The 24,885-nt window shown below is 68.9% G+C and carries 15 protein-coding genes; 3 read left to right on the top strand and 12 right to left on the bottom strand.

What is annotated here, in order from left to right:
* Positions 1–141 precede the first annotated feature (141 nt).
* From OG408_RS30990 to OG408_RS30980, 3 genes are all read right to left on the bottom strand, one after another.
* The gene (locus OG408_RS30990; RefSeq protein WP_326673158.1) at positions 142–1,683 is read right to left on the bottom strand and encodes a hypothetical protein; all 1,542 of its coding nucleotides are present in this window, start codon (positions 1,681–1,683) and stop codon (positions 142–144) included.
* A complete protein-coding gene (locus OG408_RS30985; protein WP_326673156.1) occupies positions 1,680–2,780 on the bottom strand; it encodes a hypothetical protein in 1,101 nt (366 codons plus the stop codon). Before OG408_RS30985 ends, OG408_RS30990 begins: the two co-directional genes overlap by 4 nt.
* Positions 2,781–2,979: 199 nt before the next feature.
* Entirely contained in the window at positions 2,980–4,059 is a 1,080-nt protein-coding gene (locus OG408_RS30980) for a hypothetical protein (protein WP_326673155.1), read from the bottom strand.
* Positions 4,060–4,364: 305 nt separating this feature from the next.
* On the opposite strand from OG408_RS30980, the gene OG408_RS30975 reads away from it, so the two are divergent.
* Positions 4,365–5,462 carry an LCP family protein gene (locus OG408_RS30975; RefSeq protein WP_266784091.1) on the top strand — a complete coding sequence of 366 codons (1,098 nt, stop codon included), beginning with the start codon at positions 4,365–4,367 and terminating at the stop codon, positions 5,460–5,462.
* A 56-nt stretch (positions 5,463–5,518) separates the two neighbouring features.
* On the opposite strand, the gene OG408_RS30970 is transcribed toward OG408_RS30975, so the two are convergent.
* The 9 genes from OG408_RS30970 to ngcE all read right to left on the bottom strand — a co-directional run bounded on the left by OG408_RS30970 (position 5,519) and on the right by ngcE (position 17,909).
* Positions 5,519–7,024 (bottom strand): amino acid permease, encoded by a 1,506-nt coding sequence (locus OG408_RS30970; protein WP_266784089.1) that lies wholly within the window; start codon positions 7,022–7,024, stop codon positions 5,519–5,521.
* A 151-nt stretch (positions 7,025–7,175) separates the two neighbouring features.
* On the bottom strand, positions 7,176–9,155 hold the full coding sequence (dxs, locus tag OG408_RS30965) for a 1-deoxy-D-xylulose-5-phosphate synthase (RefSeq protein WP_266784087.1): 1,980 nt from the start codon (positions 9,153–9,155) through the stop codon (positions 7,176–7,178).
* A gap of 194 nt (positions 9,156–9,349) precedes the next feature.
* Positions 9,350–10,672, bottom strand: coding sequence for a sugar ABC transporter permease (locus OG408_RS30960; RefSeq protein WP_405405946.1), 1,323 nt, complete (start codon positions 10,670–10,672; stop codon positions 9,350–9,352).
* Positions 10,669–11,463, bottom strand: coding sequence for an ATP-binding cassette domain-containing protein (locus tag OG408_RS30955; protein WP_266784085.1), 795 nt, complete (start codon positions 11,461–11,463; stop codon positions 10,669–10,671). Before OG408_RS30955 ends, OG408_RS30960 begins: the two co-directional genes overlap by 4 nt.
* Before the next feature lie 383 nt (positions 11,464–11,846).
* Entirely contained in the window at positions 11,847–12,944 is a 1,098-nt protein-coding gene (locus tag OG408_RS30950) for a substrate-binding domain-containing protein (RefSeq protein ID WP_326673152.1), read from the bottom strand.
* A gap of 123 nt (positions 12,945–13,067) precedes the next feature.
* The gene (locus OG408_RS30945; protein WP_266786518.1) at positions 13,068–14,267 is read right to left on the bottom strand and encodes an ROK family transcriptional regulator; all 1,200 of its coding nucleotides are present in this window, start codon (positions 14,265–14,267) and stop codon (positions 13,068–13,070) included.
* 213 nt (positions 14,268–14,480) lie between these two features.
* On the bottom strand, positions 14,481–15,398 hold the full coding sequence (locus OG408_RS30940; protein ID WP_266784081.1) for a carbohydrate ABC transporter permease: 918 nt from the start codon (positions 15,396–15,398) through the stop codon (positions 14,481–14,483).
* A 91-nt stretch (positions 15,399–15,489) separates the two neighbouring features.
* On the bottom strand, positions 15,490–16,413 hold the full coding sequence (locus OG408_RS30935; protein ID WP_285566233.1) for a carbohydrate ABC transporter permease: 924 nt from the start codon (positions 16,411–16,413) through the stop codon (positions 15,490–15,492).
* Positions 16,414–16,463: 50 nt separating this feature from the next.
* The gene (gene ngcE / locus OG408_RS30930; RefSeq protein ID WP_266784077.1) at positions 16,464–17,909 is read right to left on the bottom strand and encodes an N-acetylglucosamine/diacetylchitobiose ABC transporter substrate-binding protein; all 1,446 of its coding nucleotides are present in this window, start codon (positions 17,907–17,909) and stop codon (positions 16,464–16,466) included.
* Between the two features lie 499 nt (positions 17,910–18,408).
* Here ngcE and OG408_RS30925 point away from each other — a divergent pair, with 499 nt between their 5' ends.
* Positions 18,409–22,254, top strand: a complete 3,846-nt coding sequence (locus OG408_RS30925) for a GH92 family glycosyl hydrolase (protein ID WP_285566229.1) — start codon at positions 18,409–18,411, stop codon at positions 22,252–22,254.
* Positions 22,255–22,574: 320 nt separating this feature from the next.
* Complete coding sequence (locus tag OG408_RS30920; protein WP_326673148.1) at positions 22,575–24,830, top strand: glycosyl hydrolase family 18 protein; 2,256 nt, start codon at positions 22,575–22,577, stop codon at positions 24,828–24,830.
* Positions 24,831–24,885: the final 55 nt, after the last annotated feature.

The raw sequence follows: 24,885 nt of genomic DNA, 5'->3' as shown, positions 1-24,885 counted from the left end.
AGGCGAGAGGTGCCTTCATCTTCGCGACATGTCCACGGGTCCCTCACATGAAGGCTTGCGGACTTTATCAAAAACTAAACCGATGTTCACCAGCATTGATCGTTCATATGGAGAAGAACGATCAGCCTCGGTCGGCCACCATCACGCTGTGTACCAGGGGCCGAACTCGAAGCCCCCCGTCCGTGACTCTCGGTTCACCACGGTGAGCTGTGCCTCTCCTGTGAGAGTCGCCACCGTGACCATGCCGGTACGGTCCAGGACCGCCGCGGGCACGCCGTACGGCTCCGCTCCGGCCAGGCTGTTCCACCACACCCCGGCATCGGGCCTTCCCTCGGCGAACGCGCCGACCGCGCACGCGCCGCCGGCGTCGGGCCGCACCAGCAACGAGTAGCTCCACCCGTCCGCCTCGACGCCGCGCACCCCCGTGACCGGGCCCTCGCCCGCGGCCCCGCCGAGCGGAACCGGGGCCGTCGAGCCCAGGTACCACAGCCACGGTTCACCCGTCCCGAGGTCCCGGTAGACCACCGTGCCCGGTTCGGGTCCCGCCGCCATGGAACCGGCGCGGGGAGCGATGGGCACGGTGCGGTCCTCGGCCCACTCCCCGTCCGGCGCCGGACGGTGCCAGCGCACGACGGCCGCCGAGTCCCGCACCCGGGCGAGGAGCTCGACCTCTCCCTTGTGCGTCGTGACCGTCACCAGTTCGTCGGCCACGCGCACACCCGAGAGGTGCCGCCAGGGGGACCAGCCGCCCTCCGGCCGCTGCTCGCGAAAGCTGACGCTGTGGCCGAAGTTCCGTGCGAAGACCACGAGTCCGCCCGCGGCGTCGAACCCGGCCGCGGGGAATCCGGTCTCCCGGCTCTTGTACGCGTCCCCGGCGTTCGGGCTGCCCAGGGAGTGCCACGGAGTGAGCGGGTGTCCGGTGCGGTACTGGGCGGCGTGCACGATCTCGATGTCATCGCCCCCGCCCTTGCGGGCGGTCCTGCGCAGCGCGAAGAGGTGCGGGAGACCCGAGAAGTCCCGCACGACGCGGAGCCCGGGCATCAGTCGCGGCCCCGGCAGAAGCTCCGGTCCGTCCCAGGCGGTGCCGTGCCGCCGCTGCTGGGTCCACCTCAGCACACCCGCCGCGGAGGGGAGGAAGGCGGACGATCTGCCGTCGAAACCCTCGGTCAGCCAGCCGGTGACAGCCGGATAGCGCGGGCAGGAGACGGCGGCGCCGTGGGCGGTGGGGGGTTCCGTACGCCGGCAATCCACGAGGACGGGAGCCGACGACTCCACCTGGTACTCGCGTGCGGCCCGGAGCGCGACCAGGGCCGCCGCAGCGCGCTCGTCGGGCTCGTCGTACACGGGGCGGCCCGCCTCCATGTCCCAGTCCTGATGGGTCGGATCGGGGTCAGGAACGCGAATCCGCCGCGGCCGCAGCGCAAGCAGTTCCTTCACGACTCCGGCGATGGCGGCCTCGCGCTCCCCGGTCACGAACCGGGGCGGTCCCGCCACCCGGCAGCCGCGCCCCGAGGCATCGGCAAGGGCCCGGTCCAGGGCAGCCCGCCCCTCCTTGCCGTCGTCACGGAGGCAGATCACACCGATTCCGGACCCGCCGGCGGTCTCGGCCGCGACGAGCACCGCGGCGTCTCGCGCGCACTCCGCGACGACGGCCACCCGGCCACTCCCGGCGGTGGTGCTCATATCCGTCTCCAGTCACTCAGGGTCAGACCCGGCCCGTCCGTCTGCCGGGCGAGGACGAGGCAGCCGTCGGTCCCGACCGCCGCCACGACCGCCCGGCCGTGTCCGTCGAGCGCGAGCGACGGGTCCCCGGCGCAGTCCGTACCGGTGTCCGTCCACCACATACCGCCCCGTTCCTCCTCGGCCGGACAGGCACCCAGCCGGACCACGCCGTCCGTACCCCGCAGGGCCAGCAGCGTGCAGTCGAAACCGTCCACCGTCGCACGCAGTGCCGCGGTCCGCCCGTCCCCGGGGGTGCCGCCGAGCGGCATCGGCCAGTTCCCGGCCCGGAAGGCGACGACACCGGCCCCCCGGACGTCGGTCAGGTAGTGCGTCATCCGGCCCGGAGCGGTCTCCAGGGCCGTCGCCGACCCGGGGAGCGGGATCACTCCGGCGTCATAGCCCCGGACCATGGCCCCGCCCTGGCTGCCCTGGTGCAGATGAAGGGCTGCCACCCGGGTGGGGACGAGCACCTCGACCAGCCCGGCGGCCGTCGCCGCGAGCGAGGGCCGGTCGGTGACGCCCGCGACGTCGAGTTCCTTCCAGGCCTCCCACTGCCCGTGCTTGTCCTCGCGCCGCAGCGCCGCGCCTCCCCAGGCGGTCGGAACGCAGACGTACAGGGCGCCCCCGTCGGCCACGGCTGCCGCGGGAGCTCCCACCTGCTCGGACCGGTCGATGTCCTTGAAGGGATTGCCCAGCGACCGCCACTCGGTGACGGGGCGGCCCGTCTGGAACTGAGTGGCACACACGATGTCCACGGCCGACCTGGCGTCGGCCTTCGGCCGCACCCGGCGTCCGATCAGGTGGGCATAGCGGTTGGGTCCCTGAACCACCGTGAGGTGCGTCAGGTCCTTCGCCGGAAACGTGTCCGGACCCGACCAGCGCGGACCCCCCACGGCCTCCTCCGTCCACCGGAGCAGCGCGTCCTCGGTGTGCACGTAGGCAGTGAGCCTGCCGTCCTGTCCGGCCAGCAGCCAGGGTCCGCCCAGGACCCGGCCGACCGGTCCGGCGCCGGTGGGCGCGCTCCGCCGCTCCGCCTCGTGTGACAGGGCACCCCGCATGGCTCTTCCTCAACCTTCCAGGGCAGCGGCCCTCACATCGGGGGCCAGAATCGAGACATCATAGGCAGGATCGGACACATGAACGGGTGGCTGCCGCCGTGCCCGGCGTCCCGCGCCCATCCTTCACGGGCACCGGTCGTCCGGTGCCGAGGTCATCACCCCACCGCTCCCGCGGTGTTGTGGAGGTGACGGGGGCGGCTCAGATCTCGCGCCACTGCCCGAAGCTCAGGCCCGGCCCGTCCGTCTGCCTCGCCACGCGCGGCACACCGTCCGGGCCGGCGACCGCCATCACCAGCAGGCCCTCGGCGTCGTGCGCCAGCGCCGGGGTGGTCAGGCAGGGGGCTCCGGTGTCGGACCACCACAGGCCGTCGGCCTCGTTCTCGGTGACCCCGACGCCGACGACCGCGGTGCCGTTCGTCCCGCGATGGGCCAGCACCGTGCAGTCGAGCCCGTCCAGGGACGTGCGGACCGCCGCGTGCGGACCGTCGCCCGGGGCGCCGCCCAGGGGCATGGTCCCGGTGCCGGCGCGGTAGGCGACGACCCCGTGCTCGGGATCCGTCCAGTAGTAGGTGGCCCGGCCGGGTGCCGTCTCCAGGACGCTGAGGGAGCCGGGGTCCGCCGTGATCTCCAGGCTCCGGAACGCGCCGAATCCCCCGGCGGGCTCCTGCTGCTCCCAGTACAGGCAGGCCTCGTGCGTCGCCGCGAGGAGCACGACGCAGCCGGAGGCGAGCGCGACCACCGCGGGCTCCTGCTTGATGTGCTTGCCGCGCAGGTCCTCCCAGCCACGCCATTTCCCGTCGGGCCGCTCGCGGCGCATCATCATGCCCCCGCGCCCGTTGCGTACGGCGATGTGCACCTCGCCGGACTCGCTGACGACGGCGACGGGCGCACCGAGCCTGCGGCCCACGTCGGCTTCCTTGTGCGGGGTGCCGAGCGAGTGCCAGGCCGAGGCCGGGCGGCCGGTCTGGTACTGGATCGCGTGCACGATGTCGACGGTGACCTCTCCGTCGGCCGCGCTTCGTTCACGACGGCCGGCGAAGTGGACGTAGGCATCGGCGTTCTGGGTCACGGACAGATGCGTCAGGTCAGGCGCCGGCACCGTGTCCTGAGCGTCCCAGCCGGGACCGCCCGGGCGGCTCTCCGTCCAGCGGCGCAGGCCGCCCTCCCCGGGGACGTAGGCGGTGAGCCTGCCGTCCTTCCCGCGGGTGAGCCAGATGCCGCGGAGCGCCTTGCTTTCAGGCGCGACCTTCGAGGTCGCACGGGCATCCTGTCCGAGCATGGTCTGCGATCACCTTTCAAGAACCGGTGTTCGAGCAACGCGTGCAGCGTCCCGAAGCTGTCACATCCTAAGCCCCGCCCCGAAGGTGCCTTCCGGCCCGCCCCGCGTACGGTTTCGCGGCCGCCCGGCGACTCCCCCGGCCGGTCGGCGGGCCGTCTTCACACCATGGGCACCGTACGTACACCAGATCGACTGTCTATAGTGCTCATTCACCAGGAAACGCGGACCGGCTTCACCCCCCACCCGAGTCCCACCCCCATCACCTGCGCCCTGACCAGGCCACAAGTTGTGAGGACTCACTCAGGATGAGCCAAGACGCCACCATGCCCGGACACCGGAGCTCCCCGGAGAACCCCCGCCGCGGGCGCAAGCGTGTGCGGACGCGGGGCCAGCGCATACGCCGGGCCGTCCTGCTGTCCGTTCTGGTGCTCGTCATCGCCGCGGGCGGCACGGCCTACTGGCTCTACAGCCGGCTCGACGGGAACATCAAGGGCGTCGACATCAACAAGGCGCTCGGTGAGGACCGTCCCGAGAAGCTGCCGACCAGCGGGCAGAACCTGCTGGTCCTGGGCTCGGACTCGCGGGCCGGGGCCGAGAACAAGGAGCTGGGCGGCGGCGCGGGCGTCAGCGGGGCGCGTTCCGACACGGCGATGGTCGTGCACATCCCGGAAGGGCGCAGCAAGGCGGTCGCCGTCTCGATACCCCGTGACACCCTGGTGACCCGGCCCGAGTGCACCAAGGCCGACGGCTCGACGGTGAAGTCCGCGAACCGTGTGATGTTCAACTCCGTGTACTCCCAGGTCGGCCCCGCCTGTGTGGTCAAGACCGTCGAGAAGCTGTCCGGTGTGCGCATCGACCACTACCTGGAGATCAACTTCTCCGGGTTCAAGGGTCTCGTCGACGCCATCGGAGGCGTGACCGTCGACGTCCCCGAGGACATCCACGACAAGTCCTCCGGTCTCGACCTCACCGCCGGGTCCCACAAGCTCGACGGCACCCAGTCCCTCGCCTACGTCCGCACCCGGCACGGCATCGGTGACGGCAGCGACCTCGGGCGCATCGGGCTCCAGCAGCAGTTCCTGTTCGCCCTGCTCAGCGAGGTCAAGAAGCAGGATCTGCTGGGGAGTCCGACCAGCGCCTACAAGATCGCTAACTCCGCGACCAAGTCGCTGACCACCGACGAGGGTCTCGCCTCGCTCAAGTCGCTGACCGACTTCGCCCGTTCGATGAACGGGGTCGACCCGGCATCGATGGAGACCATCATGCTCCCTGTCGCCTACGACAAGATCGACCCGAACCGGGTGATCTCCGCGGAGCCGCAGGCCGGCACGCTGTGGAAGGCGATCCGCGAGGACGCCACCATCCCGGAGTCCGCCAAGAAGTCGCCTGCCACCGGCGGCTGACGCCGCGGCAGACCGTACGGCCCCGCCGGCCCCGTGGCCCGGCGGGGCCGTCGTCGTCACACCCGGGTGCGGTTCACCCGGCTGTGCCCGCGTCCGTACGCGAAGTAGATGACCACGCCGATGACCATCCAGACGCCGAACCGCAGCCACGTCTCGGCCGGCAGGTTGAGCATCAGCCAGACCGACGCGGCGACCGACAGGATCGGGATCAGCGGGACCAGCGGCGTGCGGAAGGCGCGGTGCAGGTCGGGGCGGGTGCGGCGCAGGACGATGACGCCCAGCGCCACGACGACGAAGGCGAAGAGCGTGCCGATGTTCACCAGCGTCGCGAGTTCGTTGATGCTGGTGAAACCGGCGATGACCGCGATGAGCACGCCGAGCAGGATGGTCGGGCGGTACGGGGTGTGGAACCGCGGGTGCGTCTTGGAGAAGAAGCGCGGCAGCAGGCCGTCGCGGCTCATCGCGAAGAACACCCGGGTCTGGCCCAGCAGCAGGATCATGCAGACCACGGTGAGGCCGACCGCGGCGCCGAAGCTGATGACGCCCGCGTAGAAGGGGTGGCCGACGGCCTTGAAGGCGTCGGCGAGCGGGGCGCTCACGGAGAGCTCGGTGTAGTGCTGCATTCCGGTGACGACGATCGATACGGCGACGTACAGGGCCGTGCAGATGAAGAGCGAGGCCATGATGCCGCGCGGCATGTCGCGCTGCGGGACCCTCGTCTCCTCGGCGGCCGTGGCGACGACGTCGAAGCCGATGAAGGCGAAGAAGACGACGGAGGCGGCGGTGAAGATGCCCATGACGCCGAAGTTCGTGGGGGCGTAGCCGAAGATCAGCTGGACCAGCGGGGCGTCAAGGCCCGATCCGGAGGGCTGCGGCTGGGCCTCGGGCACGAAGGGCGAGTAGTTCGCCGTGTCGATGAAGAAGAGCCCCGCGATGATCACGATCAGGACGACGGTCACCTTGATGGCGACCACCACCGTCGTGACCCGCGCGGACAGCTTCATGCCGAGGACCAGGATGACGGTCAGCACCAGCACGAGGACGAAGGCGAGGATGTCGAAGCCGAATCCGTCCGCCACGTCCGGTCCGGAGAGCGCGTCGGGAAGGTGCCAGCCCGCGTTGTCCAGCAGCGAGCGGACGTAGCCGGACCAGCCGACCGCCACCACCGCCGTGCCCAGCGCGAACTCCAGGACCAGGTCCCAGCCGATGATCCAGGCGACCAGCTCACCGAGCGAGGCGTAGGAGAAGGTGTACGCCGAGCCGGCCACCGGGACGGTGGAGGCGAACTCCGCGTAGCAGAGCGCGGCCAGGCCGCAGACGACGCCCGCCACCACGAAGGCGATGGCGGTGGCCGGTCCGGCGGTCTCCTTGGCCACCTTGCCGGTGAGCACGAAGATGCCGGTGCCGATGATGACGCCCACTCCGAAGACCGTGAGGTCCAGGGCGGAGAGGGACTTCTTGAGGGCGTGCTCCGGCTCCTCGGTGTCGCGGATGGACTGTTCGACCGTCTTGGTCCGGAACAGCCCGTCTCCACTGGGGGGCAGGTCCTGCTGGGTGCTCACCGGCGTACCTCCACGCACTCGTCGTGCACGCCATGATTCGGACCCGGCCGCCTCCGCCACGCCTCACCGGGCGGGATTTCACACGAATGGGCCGGTCGGTCCACCCGTACAGGGTGGGCGACCGGCCCAGTCGGCCGTGCGGCGGTACGCGTCAGTCGCGGACCGGCTCCGCCACCGAGCTGTTCGCCGCGTCCGTGTCGTAGCGGCCGTCGAGCTTGGCGACCAGGCCGGTGACCTGACGGGCGATGTCCGGTGCGGTCAGCCCGATCTCGGCCATCACCTCCTTGCGGGAGGCGTGGTCCAGGAAGACCGGCGGGATGCCGAAGTCGCGCAGCGGTACGTCGACGTCGGCGTCGCGCAGGGCCTGGGCGACGGCGGAGCCGACACCGCCGGCCCGGCTGTTGTCCTCGACGGTGACGACGACCCGGTGCCTGGCCGCGAGCGGGGCCATGGCCTCGTCGACGGGCTTGACCCAGCGGGGGTCGACGACGGTGGTCGAGATGCCCTGGGCGTCGAGCAGGTCCGCGATCTCCAGGCACATCGGGGCGAGCGCCCCGATGGAGACGAGCAGGACGTCCGGCCGGGCGGCGGCCGGCTTGCGCAGCACGTCCATGCCGCCGGCCGTGCCGACGGCCTTGACCGACGGGCCGACCGCGCCCTTGGAGAAGCGGACGACCGTCGGCGCGTCGTCGACCTCGACGGCCTCGCGCAGCTGGGCGCGGACCTGGTCGGCGTCGCGCGGGGCGGCGATCCGCAGCGTCGGCACGCACTGCAGGATCGACATGTCCCACATGCCGTTGTGCGAGGCGCCGTCCGTACCGGTGACCCCGGCCCGGTCCAGGACGAACGTCACACCGCACTTGTGCAGGGCGACGTCCATCAGGACCTGGTCGAAGGCGCGGTTCAGGAAGGTGGCGTACACCGCGAAGACCGGGTGCAGACCGCCGGTGGCGAGGCCCGCCGCGGAGACCGCGCCGTGCTGCTCGGCGATGCCGACGTCGTAGATCCGGTCCGGGAAGGCCTTCTCGAACTTGGTCAGGCCGACCGGCTGGAGCATGGCCGCGGTGATCGCGACGATGTCCTCGCGCTCGTGGCCGAGCTTGACCATCTCCTCGCCGAAGACGGAGGTCCAGTCGAGGCCGGAGGTGGCGACGGGCAGGCCGGTGTCGGGGTGGATCTTGCCGACGGCGTGGAAGCGGTCCGCCTCGTCGAGCAGGGCCGGGGTGTAGCCGCGGCCCTTCTCCGTGAGGCAGTGCACGATGACGGGCCCGCCGAAGCGCTTGGCGCGCTGGAGCGCCGACTCCAGGGCCTCCAGGTCGTGGCCGTCGATCGGGCCGACGTACTTCAGGCCGAGGTCCTCGAACATGCCCTGCGGGGCGATGAAGTCCTTGAGGCCCTTCTTGGCGCCGTGCAGCGTCTCGTACAGCGGCTTGCCGACGACGGGGGTGCGCTCCAGGAGGTCCTTGCCGCGGGCCAGGAAGCGTTCGTAGCCGTCGGTGGTGCGCAGGGTCGCCAGGTGGTTGGCGAGGCCGCCGATGGTCGGGGCGTAGGAGCGCTCGTTGTCGTTGACGACGATGACGAGGGGGCGGTCCTTGGCGGCGGCGATGTTGTTCAGCGCCTCCCAGGCCATGCCGCCGGTGAGAGCTCCGTCACCGATGACCGCGACGACGTGGTCGGGGCGGCCCAGCACCTCGTTGGCCTTGGCAAGGCCGTCGGCCCAGCCGAGCACGGTGGAGGCGTGGGAGTTCTCGATGACGTCGTGCTCGGACTCGGCGCGCGAGGGGTAGCCGGAGAGGCCGCCCTTGCTCTTGAGCTTCGAGAAGTCCTGCCGGCCGGTGAGGAGCTTGTGCACATAGCTCTGGTGGCCGGTGTCGAAGAGGACCTTGTCCTTCGGCGAGTCGAAGACCCGGTGCAGGGCGATGGTCAGCTCGACCACGCCGAGGTTGGGTCCGAGGTGGCCGCCGGTCTTGGAGACGGCGTCGACGAGGAAGGTCCGGATCTCTTCGGCGAGCTGCTCCAGCTGCTCGGGGGTGAGCCGGTCCAGGTCACGCGGTCCGCCGATGCGGTTCAGCAGATCCCATCCGTCGCCCGCCACCGCCCGTGCATGACGCGCTTCGCGCGGCTGTGTCACCGTGCCTCCTTGCGATTGTGCTGGTCGAGCATGCCGATCCGATGAGTCTAATGTTCCGCCCGCCGCATCGGGCATCCACCCGGGGTGTGCTGTCCCACCCCGGGCCGGTACGTGACAGTGCCCGGCGCCCTGTGGAGGGGCGCCGGGCACTGTCCGGCGTTGCGTGTCACGGGGCCCCGCGGGGCCGGGTGAGCCTAGGCGCGGCCTGCGGTCTTCTGCGTGCGGCGGGAGACCGAGTCGATGACCACGGCGGCGAGGAGGACCGCGCCGGTGATCATGTACTGCACGGCGTTGGCCATGCCGATCATGTTCAGGCCCTGCTGGATCGACTGGATGACGATCATGCCGAGCAGTGCGGACCAGACCTTGCCCCGGCCACCGAAGAGGCTGGTGCCACCGATGACGGCGGCCGCGATGACCAGCATCAGGGTGTTGCCGCCGCCGACGCTCTTGGTCGCGCCGCCGGAGAGGCTGGCGATGAAGAGGCCGCCGAAGGCGCCCAGCGTGCCGGAGAGCGCGAAGACGGTGATCCGGATCCGGTCCACGCTGATACCGGCGCGGCGTGCCGCCTCCGGGCTGCCGCCGACCGCGAAGACCTGGCGGCCGAAGGTCGTACGGCGGGCCACGAAGTCCGCGACGACGAGCACGGCGAGGAAGAGCACCAGGGCCAGCGGAAGACCGCGGGCACCGGCCGGCTCGTTCAGGACGTACGCGACGACGAAGCACAGGACGGCGACGACGCCGGTGCGCAGCACGATCTCGGCCATCGGGCGGGCGGGCAGGTTCGCGGCCTTGCGGCGCTTGCTGTCCACCAGGAGCGAGGCGGCGTACGCGAGGACGGCGACCAGGGCCAGGCCGTAGCCGACGCCCTTGTCCTCGAAGAAGTAGTTGGTGAGGTTCTCGACGACACTGCCGGACGGCGTGTTGATCGAGCCCTCGCCACCCATCATCCAGTCCTGCAGACCGCTCCAGCCGAGGAAGCCGGCCAGGGTGACGACGAAGGCCGGCACACCGATCTTGGCGAAGAAGAAGCCGTGCAGGGCGCCCAGCACCGTACCGGCCAGGATCGCCGTGACGATCGCCAGCCACTCGGGCCAGCCGTGGTTGACGTTGAGGACGGCCCAGGTGGCCGCGCCGACGCCCGCGACGGAACCGACCGACAGGTCGATCTCGCCGAGCAGCAGCACGAACACGATGCCGACCGCCATGATGCCGAGGCCGGAGCTGTACACGGCGATGTTGGCGACGGAGCCGGCGGAGAGGAAGTTGCTGTTCTGGAGCTGGAAGACGATCGCGATGACGATCAGGCCGACGAAGACGGGCAGCGAGCCGAGCTCACCGCCGCGCACCTTGCGGGTGAATTCCGACCAGTAGCCCTTGAAGCCCTCCTCACGTATGAGGAGACGGGGGTCCACCGCGGGGACGGGGGCCGCGGACTGCTCGGACTGGGCCGGCACCGTGGCGGTCTTCTCGGTCTTCTCGGTGGAAGGACCGGGGGTCTTGGCGAGGTCGCTCACTTCGCGTCCTCCTTCGTGGCTGTGCGTGCCTTGCGGCGCGTGACGGCATTGTCCGTGGCGCCGGTGATCGCGGCGATGACCTCTTCGTGGGACGTGGCGGCGACGTCGAAGACACCGTTGTTGCGGCCCAGCCGGAGCACCGCGACCTTGTCCGCGACGGCGTTCACGTCGGCCATGTTGTGGCTGATGAGGATGACGCCGTGGCCACGCTCACGCAGCCGCTCGACGAGGTCGAGGACCTGTGCGGTCTGCTCGACGCCGAGCGCGGCGGTCGGCTCGTCGAGGATGACGACCTTGGGGTCACCGATCAGGGCGCGCGCGATGGCCACGACCTGGCGCTGGCCACCGGAGAGCGCGGCGACCGGGATACGGACGCTGGGGATCCGGATGGACAGGGTGTCCAGCAGTTCCTTGGCGCGCTTCTCCATCGCGATCTCGTCGAGGACGGAGGCGCTGCGCAGCTCGTTGCCCAGGAAGAGGTTGGCGACGACGTCGAGGTTGTCGCAGAGGGCCAAGTCCTGGTAGACGGTGGCGATCCCGAGGTCCTGGGCGTCGTTCGGCCGGTTGATCCGGACCGTCTCGCCCTCCCACTCGATGGCGCCTTCGTCGATCGGGTGGACGCCCGAAATGGTCTTGACGAGGGTTGACTTGCCGGCGCCGTTGTCGCCGACCAGGGCAACCACTTCGCCGGGGTGAATCTCCAGGTCCACATCGGTGAGCGCCTGGACGGCGCCGAACCGCTTGGAGATTCCGCGCAACGCCAGCACGGGCGTAGCGGACACGTGAATCATCTCCTTCGCCGCCTGACCGGCGGGGATGGTGCGAGTGCCGTGACCGGCGATGTCCGCCCCGTGAGGAGCGTCGTCCAGTACGTGCGGTCGCAGGACGGGCGGAAGATCTCGTAGCGCGGAGCTACCAGGCCTTCCGGCCGACGCGGCGAGCGTGCGTACCGGGCGGCGCGACGGGGGCAGAGCCTGCCGGGAGAGGCACCGATGCAAGGGGGGTGCCAGGTCGGGTCGTCGGGCCGTCGTCGTCGCCCGTGGCCGGGGGCCCGGGTTGGCGGCGGTCCGACGACCTGACCTGGGAAGAAGAGTCCGGCCCCGCCCCCGCTTGCGGGGCGTTGACGGGGCGGGTGCCGGACTGGCTCAAGGGCCCGTGGGGGCCGTCGCCGGAGTTACTTGATGCCGGCGGCGTCGCAGGCCGCCTTGAACTCGGCGGTGCAGATGTCGGAGGCCTTGTAGACCTTGTCCGCGATGATCGTGGAGGCGATGTTCTCCTTGGTCACGACCGTGGCGTCGTACAGACGCGACGGGGTGGCCTTGAACTCGCCGGAGAGGCTGTCGACCTTGGTGTTGGTCAGCGAGTCGATCTTCTCGCCCTTGAGCAGCTTGACCGCGATCTCGGCGGTGGTGTCCGCCTGCGGCTTGATCTGCTTGTAGATCGAGAAGGACTGGTCGCCCGCGATGATGCGCTGCAGACCGGCGAGCTCGGAGTCCTGACCGCCGACCGGGACCTTCACGCCCTGCTTCTTGAGGGCGGTGATGATGCCGCCGGCCATGCCGTCGTTGGCCGAGTAGACGCCCTGGAAGCCGCTCTTGCCCAGCGAGTCGATGGCGGCACCCATCTTCTTGTTCGCCTCTTCGGGCGACCAGTCCGGGATGTCCTGCTCGTAGACGACCTTCTTGACCTGGGTGTCCAGGACGCTGTGCGCGCCCTTCTTGAAGAAGGGGGCGTTCGGGTCGAGCGGCGAGCCGTTGATCATGACGACGTTGCTGCTCTTCGCCTTGTCGCCCAGCGCCTTGACGAGCGCCTCGCCCTGGAGGCGGCCGATCTTCTCGTTGTCGTACGAGACGTACGCGGAGATCGGGCCCTCGGCGAGCCGGTCGTACGCGACGACCTTGACGCCCTTCTTGTCGGCCTGCTGGACCCAGGACTTCGCGGCCTTGTAGTCGACCGTGTCCAGCACGATGACCTTGACACCCTGGGTGACCAGCGCGTCGAACTGCTTCTTCTGGGTCTCGGTGTCGCCGGCGGCGTTGTTGTACTTGACCTCGCAGTCGGAGCAGAGCGCCTTGATCTTCGCCTCGATCATCGGGCGGTCGAAGGTCTCGTAACGCGTGGTCTTGTTCTCCGGCAGCAGCAGACCGATGGTCTTGCTGTCGCCACCGCTGCCGCTGTCCTTATCGTCGCCCGCCTTGCCACAGGCTGCGAGGGAGACGGCCATCGAAACTGCGGCCGTGCCTATGACGATGCGTCGCGTCATTGCGTTCATTGCGGGTGTGCCTCCCTGACGAGGCCGCAGCGTTGCGGCCGAGGTGGCTTGGAGTCAACTCGGCCGCGACGGCGGCGTCAAGGAGTAAATCCTTAACGAGATGACAACGGTGCCATTCGTTATCTAAGTGAAGGCAGGCGTAGCCGCGGGGAGTGTGCTCTCCAAAAGGGTCGAATCGCCCATCTCGCTCAGGACCAGCGCCAGCGCGCCCAGCACCTCGGCACGCCCCCCGAGGGCCCCGGGGAGCACCGAGAGCTGCCGTGCGGCGCTGGGGATGGCGTAGCGCGACACGGAGTCGCGGATGGGTCCGAGGACCAGTTCGCCGGCCTCCGCGAGCGAACCGCCGAGCACCACGCGGCTCGGGTTGAGCAGGTTGCACAGGTTGGCCACCCCGCTGCCGATGTGCCGCCCCACGTCACCGATCACCCGGCGGCAGCCCGGATCGCCCTCCCGGGCCAGCTGGACCACCCGCTCCATGGTGAGATCGGGCCCGTGGCTGGGCTGGAGCAGGGGCAGGACGTACCGCGCGGCCGTGAAGGTCTCCAGGCACCCGCGGTTGCCGCAGCGGCAGACAGGGCCCGATTCGTCGAGGGTGATGTGGCCGATCTCGCCGGCCGTGCCGCCGGGTCCCCGGTAGATGTGCCCGTCGATCACCAGACCGGCGCCGACACCGCTCGCGACCTTGATGTACGCGAGGTCCCGGACCCCGCGGCCGCTCCCCCACACCAGCTCGCCCAGCGCCCCGAGGTTGGCGTCGTTGTCCACGTACACCGGCACGCCGAGGCGGGCGGTGAGCTCCTCGCTGGGGTTGATGCCCGTCCAGCCCGGCAGGATCGACGTGGAGCCCAGCGTGCCGGACTCGACGTCGATCGGGCCGGGAACACCGAGACCCACCCCGATGACCTTGCCCGGGCTGATCCCGGTGGTCTCGATCAGCCGGTTGACCAGCTGTTCCGCCCGTCCGAAGCCCTCGGCGGACGAGGCGTCCACGTCCAGCGGCTCGGACTCCTCGGCGAGCACCTGGTGGGCCAGGTTCCCGACCGCCACGCGCAGGTGCGTGTGTCCGAAGTCGACGCCGATGACGATGCCCGCGTCCCCGCTGAGCGAGACGCTGCGGGCGCGGCGGCCGCCGGCCGAGGTGGGGGTCACCTCTACGGTGCCGCCCTCTTTCAGTTCGCGAACGATATTGGAGACGGTGGCCGCGGAGAGGCCCGTGCTCCTGGCGATCTCCGCCTGGGTGAGCGAACCCGCCATACGTACGGCGCGCACGACCCGCTCAAGGTTGGCGCGATGCAGAGATGTCTGCGACCCCGGAGTCTCCATCGACTCTCTCACTCCTGCCATTTTCTCCAACATGTGAACTCTAAGCTGAGCGTTTTGGGGTACTCCCCGTCAAGACCTTGAGCATTCGAAGCCTCTGATGAGCACGGGACCCTCGCACGACGGGGTCCGCGAACTCCCCCGTACGCAGACGAACCGCCCGCCGGCTGGGAAGCCGGCGGGCGGTTCGGTGGATCTTGCGGTGTCCGGGGAGGGTTACTTCACCGCTCCCGCGGTCAGACCGGCCACGACCTGGCGCTGGAAGACGATGTAGGCCGCGAGGACCGGGAGCATCGCCATCACCAGACCGGCGAAGAGGCCGGACCAGTCGCCCTTGTAGCCCTGGCTGTTGGCCAGTTCGACCAGGCCCTGGGAGAGCACCCGGTGGTCGGGGTCGCTGTTCAGCACCGTGGGCAGCATGTACTGGTTCCACTGCCCGAGGAAGTTGAAGATGCCGACGCTGATCAGACCGGGCTTCGCCATGGGCAGCATCACCTGGAAGAACGTCCGGGTGTGCGAGGCCCCGTCGATCATCGCCGCTTCCGCCACGGACCCCGGCAGCGTCCGGAAGAACGCGGTGAGGAAGAAGACGGTGAACGGCAACGAGTAGGCGATATAGACCAGGATCAGCCCGTGCGTCGTGTTCAGCAGCCCCATGTTGTTCATGACGAAGAACAGCGGGACCAGCGCCAGGATGATCGGGAAGCTCATCCCGCCGATGAACAGGTAGTACACGAAGCGGTTGCCCGGGAAGTCGAAGCGGGCCAGTACGTAGGCCGCCATCGAGCCGAGCAGCAGCGTGCCGATGAGCGAACCGCCCACCACCACGATCGTGTTCAAGAAGTATTCGCTCATGTGCGCCTGGCTCCAGGCGCGCGACCAGTTCTCGAAGTGAAGCTTGTCCGGCAGCGCCCACGGCGTCGACAGGATCGAGTCATCGGTCTTGAACGAGGTCATGACCGCCCAGAGGAGCGGCATGACCACCAGGATCGCCCAGATGATCAGCACACCGTGGGAGAAGACGTTGAGGATCTTGCCCTCGCTGCCCTTCTCCTTGCCGCCCTGGGCGGGCGCCTTGGACACGGGGGCCGGTTCCTTCACCGTGACCACGGGAGGGGTTTCAGTGGCCTTCACGTGTGCTCACCTCGTACTGTCGAGCCGGCCGCGCGGACCGGGCTGTCTTGCCTGCTGGGGATCCGGGCACCGCGTCCCGGGAAGCACAGCATCAGAACTCCAGCCGTTCGCGCCGGCCCAGACGCATCACGATGGCGGCGAACACCATGGTGACGACGAGCAGTCCCACACCGATCGTGGTCGCGTATCCGGCCTGACCGTCGCGGAACGCCGTCTGGTAGACGTACAGCGGCAGGACGGAGGTCGCGTAGTCGGGACCGCCGGGGCCCACGGTCATGACCTGTACGGCCGTGAACGCCTCGACCCCGAGTGCCAGGATGCCCATGTAGACCCACCCGGACTGCACGGTGTCCCAGAGCAGCGGCAGGGTGATCTTGAAGAACGTCGTGACGCGGCTGGCCCCGTCCAGGAGCGCCGCCTCGTAGAAGTCCTTCGGGATGGACGCCATTCCGGCGGAGAAGAGGACGACGAAGAAGCCGACCGTCGACCAGACCAGCACCACCATGACGCAGATGAGTGCCAGGTTCGGGTCGCCCAGCCAGTCCGGCTGGATGGAGTCGAGTCCGATCCCCTTGAGCGCCGAATTCAGCATTCCGCTGCGCGGGTTGTACGCGAACTGGAAGAGCAGGGCGACGATGACGATCGAGAGCACCTGCGGGAAGAAATACGCGATCTTGTAGAAGCCCGAACCCCGCACGCCGGAGACCGCGGCGTTCTTGCGCCGCCGGCCTCCGACATTGAGCATGAAGGCGAAGAAGAGCGCGAGGCCCAGCGTCACCAGCGGCAGCAGCAGCACGAGCAGCACGCTGTGCTGCAGCGACTTCCAGAAAATGTCGTCCTTGAACATCCTCGTGTAGTTGTCGAGGCCGACCATCTTGAAGTCCGGGCTCAGGCCGGTCCAGTCCGTGAACGAGTAATAGATGGACTGGATGAACGGCCAGATGACGAAGACCGCGTACAACGCCAGTGGGACTACCAGGAACCCCACAATGAACCGGTACTTGCCGTGCTGCATCGTTTACCGACCCCGATCTTTCCGCGGGAGCCGCCGCTGGTGACGGTTACTCACTGGTGCTTGTAGTGCTTGATGGACTGGTCCTTGGCCGCGGCGTCCGCGTAGCCCTGGATCTTCTTGATGGCCTCGGCAGGGGTCAGGCGTCCGGCCATCATCTCGCCGATGCCCGCCGTGCCGATCTGCTCCTTCTGGAGCTTCACGTACCAGTCCTGCAGACGGGGGTTCACCACGTTGTCGCCGGCCTTCTTCAGCGCGTCGACACCGGCCTGCATGGCCGTGGAGAGGGTCAGGCCGTCGGTGCCGCCGTTGAAGGCGCTGAGGGACTTGACCTGCTTGGTGAAGTTCTTGGAGGACTCCTCGGAGAGCATGATGCGCAGCTGCTCCATTCCGCCCTCCTTGTTCTTCGCCTTGGCCGGGACGACGAAGGGCTCGCCGCCGGACGCCCAGATGGTGCCGAACGGCATCTTGTCGGACGCGTCCAGACCGGAGGGGGCCGCGACCATCATCTTGAAGTCCTTGGGCGTGGTCGGCGCCGCCTCGTTCTCCACCCACGAACCGTTCGGGATGAAGAGCGCCTTGCCCTTGGTCCACTCGGTCTGCGACTGGATGTGGGTCAGGCCCGGGGTGCCCTTGAGGATGTACCCCTTCTGGAACAGCTCGTAGTACGCCTCGAACGCCGCCTTGACGGCGGGGTCCTTCCAGGCGTTCGGCTCCAGGTTGTCGATCTTGTCGAGAACCTCCCGGCCGCCGATCTTGGCGATGAACGGGTAGAGCGAGAACGGCAGGTAGTACGGGTACTTGCCCGGGTACGTCCAGCCGGCGATGCCCTTCTTCTTCGCCTTGGCGCAGAGGGCGAGCATGTCGTCCCAGTTCTCGGGGTACTGGGCGTCCAGGTTGTCCAGCGCGGTCTGCGAGTACCAGACGCCGTACACGGTGTACGCGTAGTACATGATCCAGACCGGGTCGCCGTCGAACTGGCCCATCTCCAGGACGCCCGGGCGCAGGGTGTCGCGCACCTTCTTGCTCGGGTCGTCGATGGACGGGGCGTCCATCAGCGGCGTCAGGTCGAGCAGCTGCTTCTTGCCGACGAGGACACCCATGTCCATCTGCTCGGCACCCGAGTTGTCGATCAGGTCCGGCGGGGTGCCGCCGTTGAAGCGCGGCTGCAGCTGCGACTGGATCTTCTGCGTCGCGGTGTGCTTGACCTTGGCCTTCGGGAACGCCGCGGTGTACTTCTTCTCCGCGTCGATCGCGTACTGCTGGCCGAAGCCGCCGTCGAAGATGACCACGTCGAGCGCGGCCGTCTCGTTGACGCCCAGCGGGTTCTTCGCGCTGGTCTTGCCCTTCTTGACCGAGTCGTCGCTGCCGCTGTCACTGCTCGCGCAGGCGGACAGGAAGCTCATCGTCGGGACGGTGATCAGACCGAGTGCGGCAGACCGCTTGATCACATCGCGACGGCCAAGGCCCTCATTCTTGTGGGCGGAGGTGGATCCCATGCTCAAGTCCTCGCCTTCTCCAGGACTCAGGCGGTGTGTACCGGTCGCCCGTCGATATTCGCCTCAGGCGAAGGGCCCCGCCACCGCGGTCAGTTGCGCTTGGGTGGTACAGATTTCAGGCTAGCCATTGCAGTGGGGGACCCAGGGAGACCGGACCGTGGGCGCACCTGCGGCGTCCTCTTGTCCTGCCCCCGAGTCTCCCCTTGCCGCACAGTTGGAAAGAAGCTGTGCAGACGCCGACAGGTATAGTCCACTTGCCGCCAACTGAGCAAGATCGAATGCAGGTTTGGGCGGCAGTCTTTCCCGAGTTGAGACCTCGCGGATACCTCGGCACCGTGCGCCCTCCGTCGGATGTAACGATTTCCGCATTCCGGTCGATTCGAACGCCGGCCCTGATCCAACACCCTTGACACCAACCGCCACTTCGCTCCCTACTGGTTCTTGCGCCCCCCTCTGACAACGTTGTCCAAGCGCACTTCCTCGGGAGGAATGGCTCGGCATGCAGCCCCGACACGGATCTCGCAAGAGACAAAGCAGTACGGCCGCGCTGATCGCGGCCTCACTCGTCCTGCTCGTGACAGCCCCCACCGCGGCCGCCGCCCAGTCGGCCGGAGCCGGAGAGAAAAGCCAGAAGCCCGCCGGAGACCGGACGTTCAGCTCCTCGTTCGAAGCGGACGAGAAGCAGCCGGACTGGCGCAATACCGTCGAAGAAGGCCCTGACGGAAAGAAGCGGACATCGGGTATCGATGGCGGCTTCTCCGCAGGAATACCGGGCAATGTCACCGACAAGGTCACAGATGTCCGCGCCAGCGACGAGAACGCCGGCGGCGGTGAGGTGAAGGAAAACCTCGTCGACGGCGAATCCGGTACGAAGTGGCTTTCGTTCGAGCCCACCGCCTGGGCCGAGTTCGATCTCGTCGAGCCGGTCAAGGTCGTGACGTACGCGCTGACCTCGGCCGACGACCACGACGAGCGGGACCCCAAGGACTGGACCCTCCAGGGCTCCGAGGACGGCAAGAGCTGGACGGACCTGGACTCCCGGACCGGCCAGACGTTCAGCGAGCGCTTCCAGACCAAGTCGTACGACTTCACGTCGGACAAGGCCTACCAGCACTTCCGCCTGAACATCACGAAGAACAACGGCGCCGACGACGCGACCCAGCTCGCCGACGTCCAGTTCTCCGACGGGGACACCTCCGCCCCGGCCCCCGACGACATGCGCAGCCAGATCGACCGCGGCCCGTCCGGCTCCCCCACGGCCAAGGCCGGCGCGGGCTTCACCGGCAAGAAGGCGCTGCGGTACGCGGGCACGCACAAGGCCGACGGCCGGGCGTACTCGTACAACAAGATCTTCGACGTCAACACGGCCGTCACCAAGGACACCGAACTTTCCTACCTGGTCTACCCCCAGATGGGCGAGACGGACCTCTCCTACCCGGCCACGCACATCGCGGTGGACCTGGCGTTCACGGACGGCACGTACCTGAGCGACCTGCGCGCCACCGACTCCAACGGCGGGCTGCTGACCCCCGGGGGCCAGGCCGACGCCAAGCGGCTGTACGTCAACCAGTGGAACAAGGTCGACGCGTCGATCGGCTCCGTGGCGGCGGGCAGGACCGTGGACCGGATCCTGGTCGCCTACGACTCCCCCAAGGGCCCGTCGAAGTTCCAGGGCTGGATCGACGACGTCAAGATCGCCCCGAAGGCGCCCGAGAAGCGCAAGAAGCACCTCTCGGACTACGCCTCGACCGTCCGCGGCACCAACTCCAGCGGCGGCTTCTCCCGGGGCAACAACTTCCCCGCCACCGCCGTCCCCAACGGCTTCAACTTCTGGACCCCGGTCACCAACGCCGGATCGACCAGCTGGCTGTACGACTACGCGCGCGGCAACAACGACGACAACCTGCCCACCCTGCAGGCCTTCAGCGCCAGTCACGAGCCGAGCCCCTGGATGGGCGACCGGCAGACCTTCCAGCTGATGCCGTCGGCGGCCTCCGGCACCCCGGACGCCTCCCGCGAGGCCCGCGCGCTGCCGTTCAAGCACGAGAACGAGACGGCGAGGCCCCACTACTACGGGGTGACGTTCGAGAACGGCCTCAAGGCCGAGATGACGCCGGCCGACCACGCGGCGCGGATGCGGTTCACGTATCCGGGCAAGGACGCGAGCATGGTCTTCGACAACGTCTCCAACGACGGCGGGCTCACCCTCGACCCGGAGACCAGCTCCTTCACCGGGTTCTCCGACGTGAAGAGCGGCGGCTCGACGGGCGCCACCCGGCTCTTCGTCTACGGCGTCTTCGACGCTCCCGTCACCGGCAGCGGCAAGCTCTCCGGCGGCGGCGGTGACGACGTGACCGGCTACCTGCGCTTCGACGCGGGCAAGGACCGCACCGTCAACCTGCGCCTCGCCACCTCGCTGATCAGCATCGACCAGGCGAAGCAGAACCTGGCCGCCGAGATCCCCGCCTCGCGCTCCTTCGGCCGGGTCGAGGACAAGGCCCAGGACGCCTGGGACGACCTGCTGGGCAAGGTCGAGGTCGAGGGCGCGACCGCCGACCAGCTGACCACGCTGTACTCCAGCATGTACCGGCTGTACCTCTACCCGAACTCGGGCTTCGAGAAGGTCGGCGGCAAGGACAAGTACGCCTCCCCGTTCTCCCCGCAGGTCGGCTCGGACACCCCGACGCACACCGGCGCGAAGATCGTGGACGGCAAGGTGTACGTCAACAACGGCTTCTGGGACACCTACCGGACGACGTGGCCGGCGTACTCCTTCCTCACCCCGAAGAAGGCCGGCGAGATGGTCGACGGCTTCGTCCAGCAGTACAAGGACGGCGGCTGGATCTCCCGCTGGTCCTCGCCGGGTTACTCGGACCTGATGACCGGCACCTCCTCGGACGTCGCGTTCGCCGACGCGTACGTCAAGGGCGTGAAGTTCGACGCGGAGGCGGCGTACGACGCGGCCCTGAAGAACGCCACGGTCGTACCCCCGTCCTCGGGCGTCGGCCGCAAGGGCATGGAGACGTCTCCGTTCGTCGGGTACGCCGACACCTCGACCCACGAGGGCATGTCCTGGTCGATGGAGGGCTACGTCAACGACTACGGCATCGCGCAGATGGGCCAGGCGCTCTACAAGAAGACGCACAAGCAGCGCTACAAGGACGAGTCCGAGTACTTCATGAACCGGGCCCGGAGCTACGTCGAGCTGTTCGACGACAAGGCGGGCTTCTTCCAGGGCAAGGACCCCAAGGGCGACTGGCGCCTGCCCTCCGACCAGTACGACCCCCGCGTCTGGGGCTACGACTACACGGAGACCAACGGCTGGGGCTACGCCTTCACCGCCCCGCAGGACAGCAAGGGCCTGGCCAACCTGTACGGCGGCCGGGACGGTCTGGCGAAGAAGCTGGACACGTACTTCTCCACCCCCGAGACGGCGGGCCCGGAGTTCGTCGGCAGCTACGGCGGCGTCATCCACGAGATGACGGAGGCCCGGGACGTGCGGATGGGCCAGTACGGCCACAGCAACCAGGTCGCGCACCACGTCACGTACATGTACGACGCGGCGTCGCAGCCCTACAAGACGCAGGAGAAGGTCCGCGAGGTCCTGAGCCGCCTGTACACGGGCAGCGAGATCGGCCAGGGCTACCACGGCGACGAGGACAACGGCGAGCAGTCGGCCTGGTTCCTCTTCTCCTCGCTCGGGTTCTACCCGCTGGTCATGGGCAGTGGCGAGTACGCGATCGGCTCCCCGCTGTTCACGAAGACCACGGTGCACCTGGAGAACGGCCACGACCTGGTCGTCAGGGCGCCGAAGAACAGCGCCAAGAACATCTACGTCCAGGGCCTGAAGGTCAACGGCAAGAAGTGGACCTCCACCTCGCTGCCGCACGACCTGCTGGCCAAGGGCGGCGTGCTGGACTTCGACATGGGCTCCAAGCCGTCCGCCTGGGGAACCGGCAAGGACGCCGCCCCGGTCTCGATCACCAAGGACGACAAGGTTCCGTCGCCGAGGAAGGACGTACTGAAGGGCGAGGGCGCACTGTTCGACAACACCTCCGCCACCACGGCCGAGGCCACCACGGTGGACCTGCCGGTCCCCTCGGCGACCGACGCGGTCCAGTACACGCTGACCTCGGGCGCGGCGGCCAAGGCCCCGACCGGCTGGGTGCTGCAGGGATCGTCGGACGGCACGTCCTGGAAGGACCTCGACAAGCGGTCCGGCCAGTCGTTCGCCTGGGACAAGCAGACGAGGGCCTTCACGGTGGACACGCGCGGCTCGTACGCGCACTACCGGCTGGTGCTCAGCGGTGCGTCGACGCTCGCGGAGGTGGAGCTGATCTCCTGACCGGCTGAGCCGTACGTCCGGTCCCGTCGGGGGCGGGCCGCCCGCACACGCGGGCGGTTCCGCCCCCGACGGCGTGTTGCCCAGGCTGTTGATCCCGAAATTGGTCTACACCAAGTTTTCCCCAATTCGGGGCGCGCCCTTGACCCGGCACATTGGTCCAGTCCAATCTCGCGGGTGTAGCACCACATGGCATGAACACTTAAAGCACTTCCGAGATCCGGCCCGCCGCTCGGAGACGTCGCGGCGCCGTCCCGGCGACCGCGACGTCACGCGGGGAGATATCGGGCGCACCGGCTCCCCGCACCCACGGAGGTAGAACCATGCCCGCAAGCACGGTCGGCTCAGGGGCCCCGAAGGTCCGCGGTCCGGCAGCACGAGCAAGACGCAACGGCGCCTTGGCCGTTGCCGCCGTACTCGTCGCCTCGGGGGCGGCTCTCGCGGCCGTCCCTGGGCACGCCTCCGCCGCGGACTCGGAGCTGCTCACCAACGCCGGATTCGAGTCCGGATCCCTGAGCGGGTGGACCTGTACGACCGGCTCGACGGTCTCCGCCGCCGCACACAGCGGCACGGGCGCGCTGGCGGGCACCACCACCGCGTCCGACACCGGACAGTGCAGCCAGACCGTGGCCGTGCAGCCGAACACGTCCTACACCCTGGCCGGCTGGGTCCAGGGCTCGTACGTCTACCTCGGCGCCACCGGCACCGGCGTCAACGCGAGCGCCTGGGAGCCCTCCGCCCCGTCGTGGAAGCAGTTGTCCACGACGTTCAGGACCGGCGCGAACACGACGTCGGTGACCGTCTTCACCCACGGCTGGTACGGGCAGGGCACGTACCGTGCGGACGACCTGAGCCTGACCGGCCCCACCGGCGGCCCCACGGCACCCCCCACCACGCCACCCACGACACCTCCGACCACACCGCCCACCACCCCGCCGCCGACCACACCCCCGAACGGGCCCGTGGGTGACGGCAAGGTCAGCACCCCCACCGGGTTCGCCTCGACCGAGGTCACCGGCAACGCGGCCGTACTGAAGTGGAACCCGTCCACGGTCTCCTCGCAGAACGGCAGCGTGGCGTCGTACAAGGTGTGGGCGCAGAACCAGCTCGTGGCCACTTCCATGGGGACCACAGTCGCCGTGAGTTCGCTGCTGCCTCAGCACACCTACACGTTCACCGTGCAGGGATACAGCGGCGGTCACGCCTCGGCCCAGTCCGCAGCGGTCACCGTCACCACCGGGGCGGCGCCCGCGACGAAGCCGTACTCCTCCGCCTACTTCGACCAGTGGGGGATCTACGAGAACGCGTACTACCCGAAGCAGATAGGAACCAGCGGCGCCGCCGCCGGACTCGACGTGGTCACCTACGCGTTCGAGAACGTCCACCCCACGACCCACAAGTGCTTCGAGGCGATCAAGGCCTCCGACGCCGGCAACGAGGACAACCCGAACGCGGGTGACGGCGCCGGTGACGCCTATGCCGACTACCAGGCCGACGTCTCCGCCACGGACAGCGTGGACGGCACCGCGGATGTCTACGAGCAGCCGCTGAAGGGCAACTTCAACCAGTTGCGCGCGCTCAAGGCGAAGTACCCGAACCTGCGGCTGACCGTGTCGCTGGGCGGCTGGACCTACTCCAAGTACTTCTCCGACGCCGCGGCCACCCCCGCGTCCCGCGCGGCGTACGTCTCCTCCTGCATCGACATGTTCATGAAGGGCAACCTTCCGAAGAACATCTCGGGTGACCCGTCCGGCGGCGCCGCGTCGGCCGCGGGAATCTTCGACGGCATCGACATCGACTGGGAGTACCCGGGATCGGCCGGAGGCCACACCGGAAACCACTACTCCCCCGCGGACAAGGCCAACTTCACCCTGCTGCTCAAGGAGTTCCGCACCCAGCTCGACGCGTACGGCGCCACCCTCGGCAAGCGGTTCCTGCTCACCGCCGCCCTTCCCAGCGGCCAGGACAAGATCGCGTTCCTGGAGACCGACAGGATCGGCGACTACCTGGACTACGCCGACGTGATGACCTACGACATGCACGGCGCCTGGGACGCCACCGGGCCCACCAACCACCAGGACCCGCTGCACGACAGCCCCGGCGACCCGGCCACCCCGGTGGAGCCCGGCACCGCGAAGTACAACCTCGACACGGCCGTCACCGCATACACCGACGGGCTCCCGGAGTACGGCATCGTCGGCGGCTTCCCCGCGTCCAAGCTGGTGCTCGGCGTCCCCTTCTACTGGCGCGGCTGGACGGGCGTGCCCGCCGGCCCGAACTACGGCCTCTACCAGAGCGCCACCGGCCCCACCGCCGCGAAACCGCTGAGCCAGGAATCCGGACTCGCCGCCTGGAAGGAGCTCCACCCCACGGAGGCCCAGACGCACTGGGACCCGGTCACCGAGAGCTCCTGGATCTACGACGGAACCAACTTCTGGACCGGTGACACACCCCAGGCCATCAAGGCACGCGCCGCCTACGCCAAGAGCAAGGGGCTCGCCGGGATGTTCGCCTTCTCCCTGGAGAACGACGACGCTTCGGGCACGCTGCTCAACGCGATGACGGACAGCCTCGGCTGAGGTCCGCCCATCCCGAGGCCGTGGGCCGCCCGGTGATCCCGGGCGGCCCACGGGC

This window comes from Streptomyces sp. NBC_01257 (genome assembly GCF_035917255.1).
In the GTDB taxonomy this organism is placed as follows: domain Bacteria; phylum Actinomycetota; class Actinomycetes; order Streptomycetales; family Streptomycetaceae; genus Streptomyces.
This window is presented reverse-complemented; position numbering and strand designations above follow the sequence as displayed.

Coding starts and splice junctions, on each gene's coding strand:
- OG408_RS30955 (WP_266784085.1), bottom strand. CDS start 11,463: ATGATTCACGTGTCCGCTACGCCCGTGCTGGCGTTGCGCGGAATCTCC.
- OG408_RS30935 (WP_285566233.1), bottom strand. CDS start 16,413: ATGCAGCACGGCAAGTACCGGTTCATTGTGGGGTTCCTGGTAGTCCCA.
- OG408_RS30975 (WP_266784091.1), top strand. CDS start 4,365: ATGAGCCAAGACGCCACCATGCCCGGACACCGGAGCTCCCCGGAGAAC.
- OG408_RS30920 (WP_326673148.1), top strand. CDS start 22,575: ATGCCCGCAAGCACGGTCGGCTCAGGGGCCCCGAAGGTCCGCGGTCCG.
- OG408_RS30950 (WP_326673152.1), bottom strand. CDS start 12,944: ATGAACGCAATGACGCGACGCATCGTCATAGGCACGGCCGCAGTTTCG.
- OG408_RS30990 (WP_326673158.1), bottom strand. CDS start 1,683: ATGAGCACCACCGCCGGGAGTGGCCGGGTGGCCGTCGTCGCGGAGTGC.
- ngcE (WP_266784077.1), bottom strand. CDS start 17,909: ATGGGATCCACCTCCGCCCACAAGAATGAGGGCCTTGGCCGTCGCGAT.
- OG408_RS30925 (WP_285566229.1), top strand. CDS start 18,409: ATGCAGCCCCGACACGGATCTCGCAAGAGACAAAGCAGTACGGCCGCG.
- OG408_RS30980 (WP_326673155.1), bottom strand. CDS start 4,059: ATGCTCGGACAGGATGCCCGTGCGACCTCGAAGGTCGCGCCTGAAAGC.
- OG408_RS30985 (WP_326673156.1), bottom strand. CDS start 2,780: ATGCGGGGTGCCCTGTCACACGAGGCGGAGCGGCGGAGCGCGCCCACC.
- OG408_RS30945 (WP_266786518.1), bottom strand. CDS start 14,267: ATGGAGACTCCGGGGTCGCAGACATCTCTGCATCGCGCCAACCTTGAG.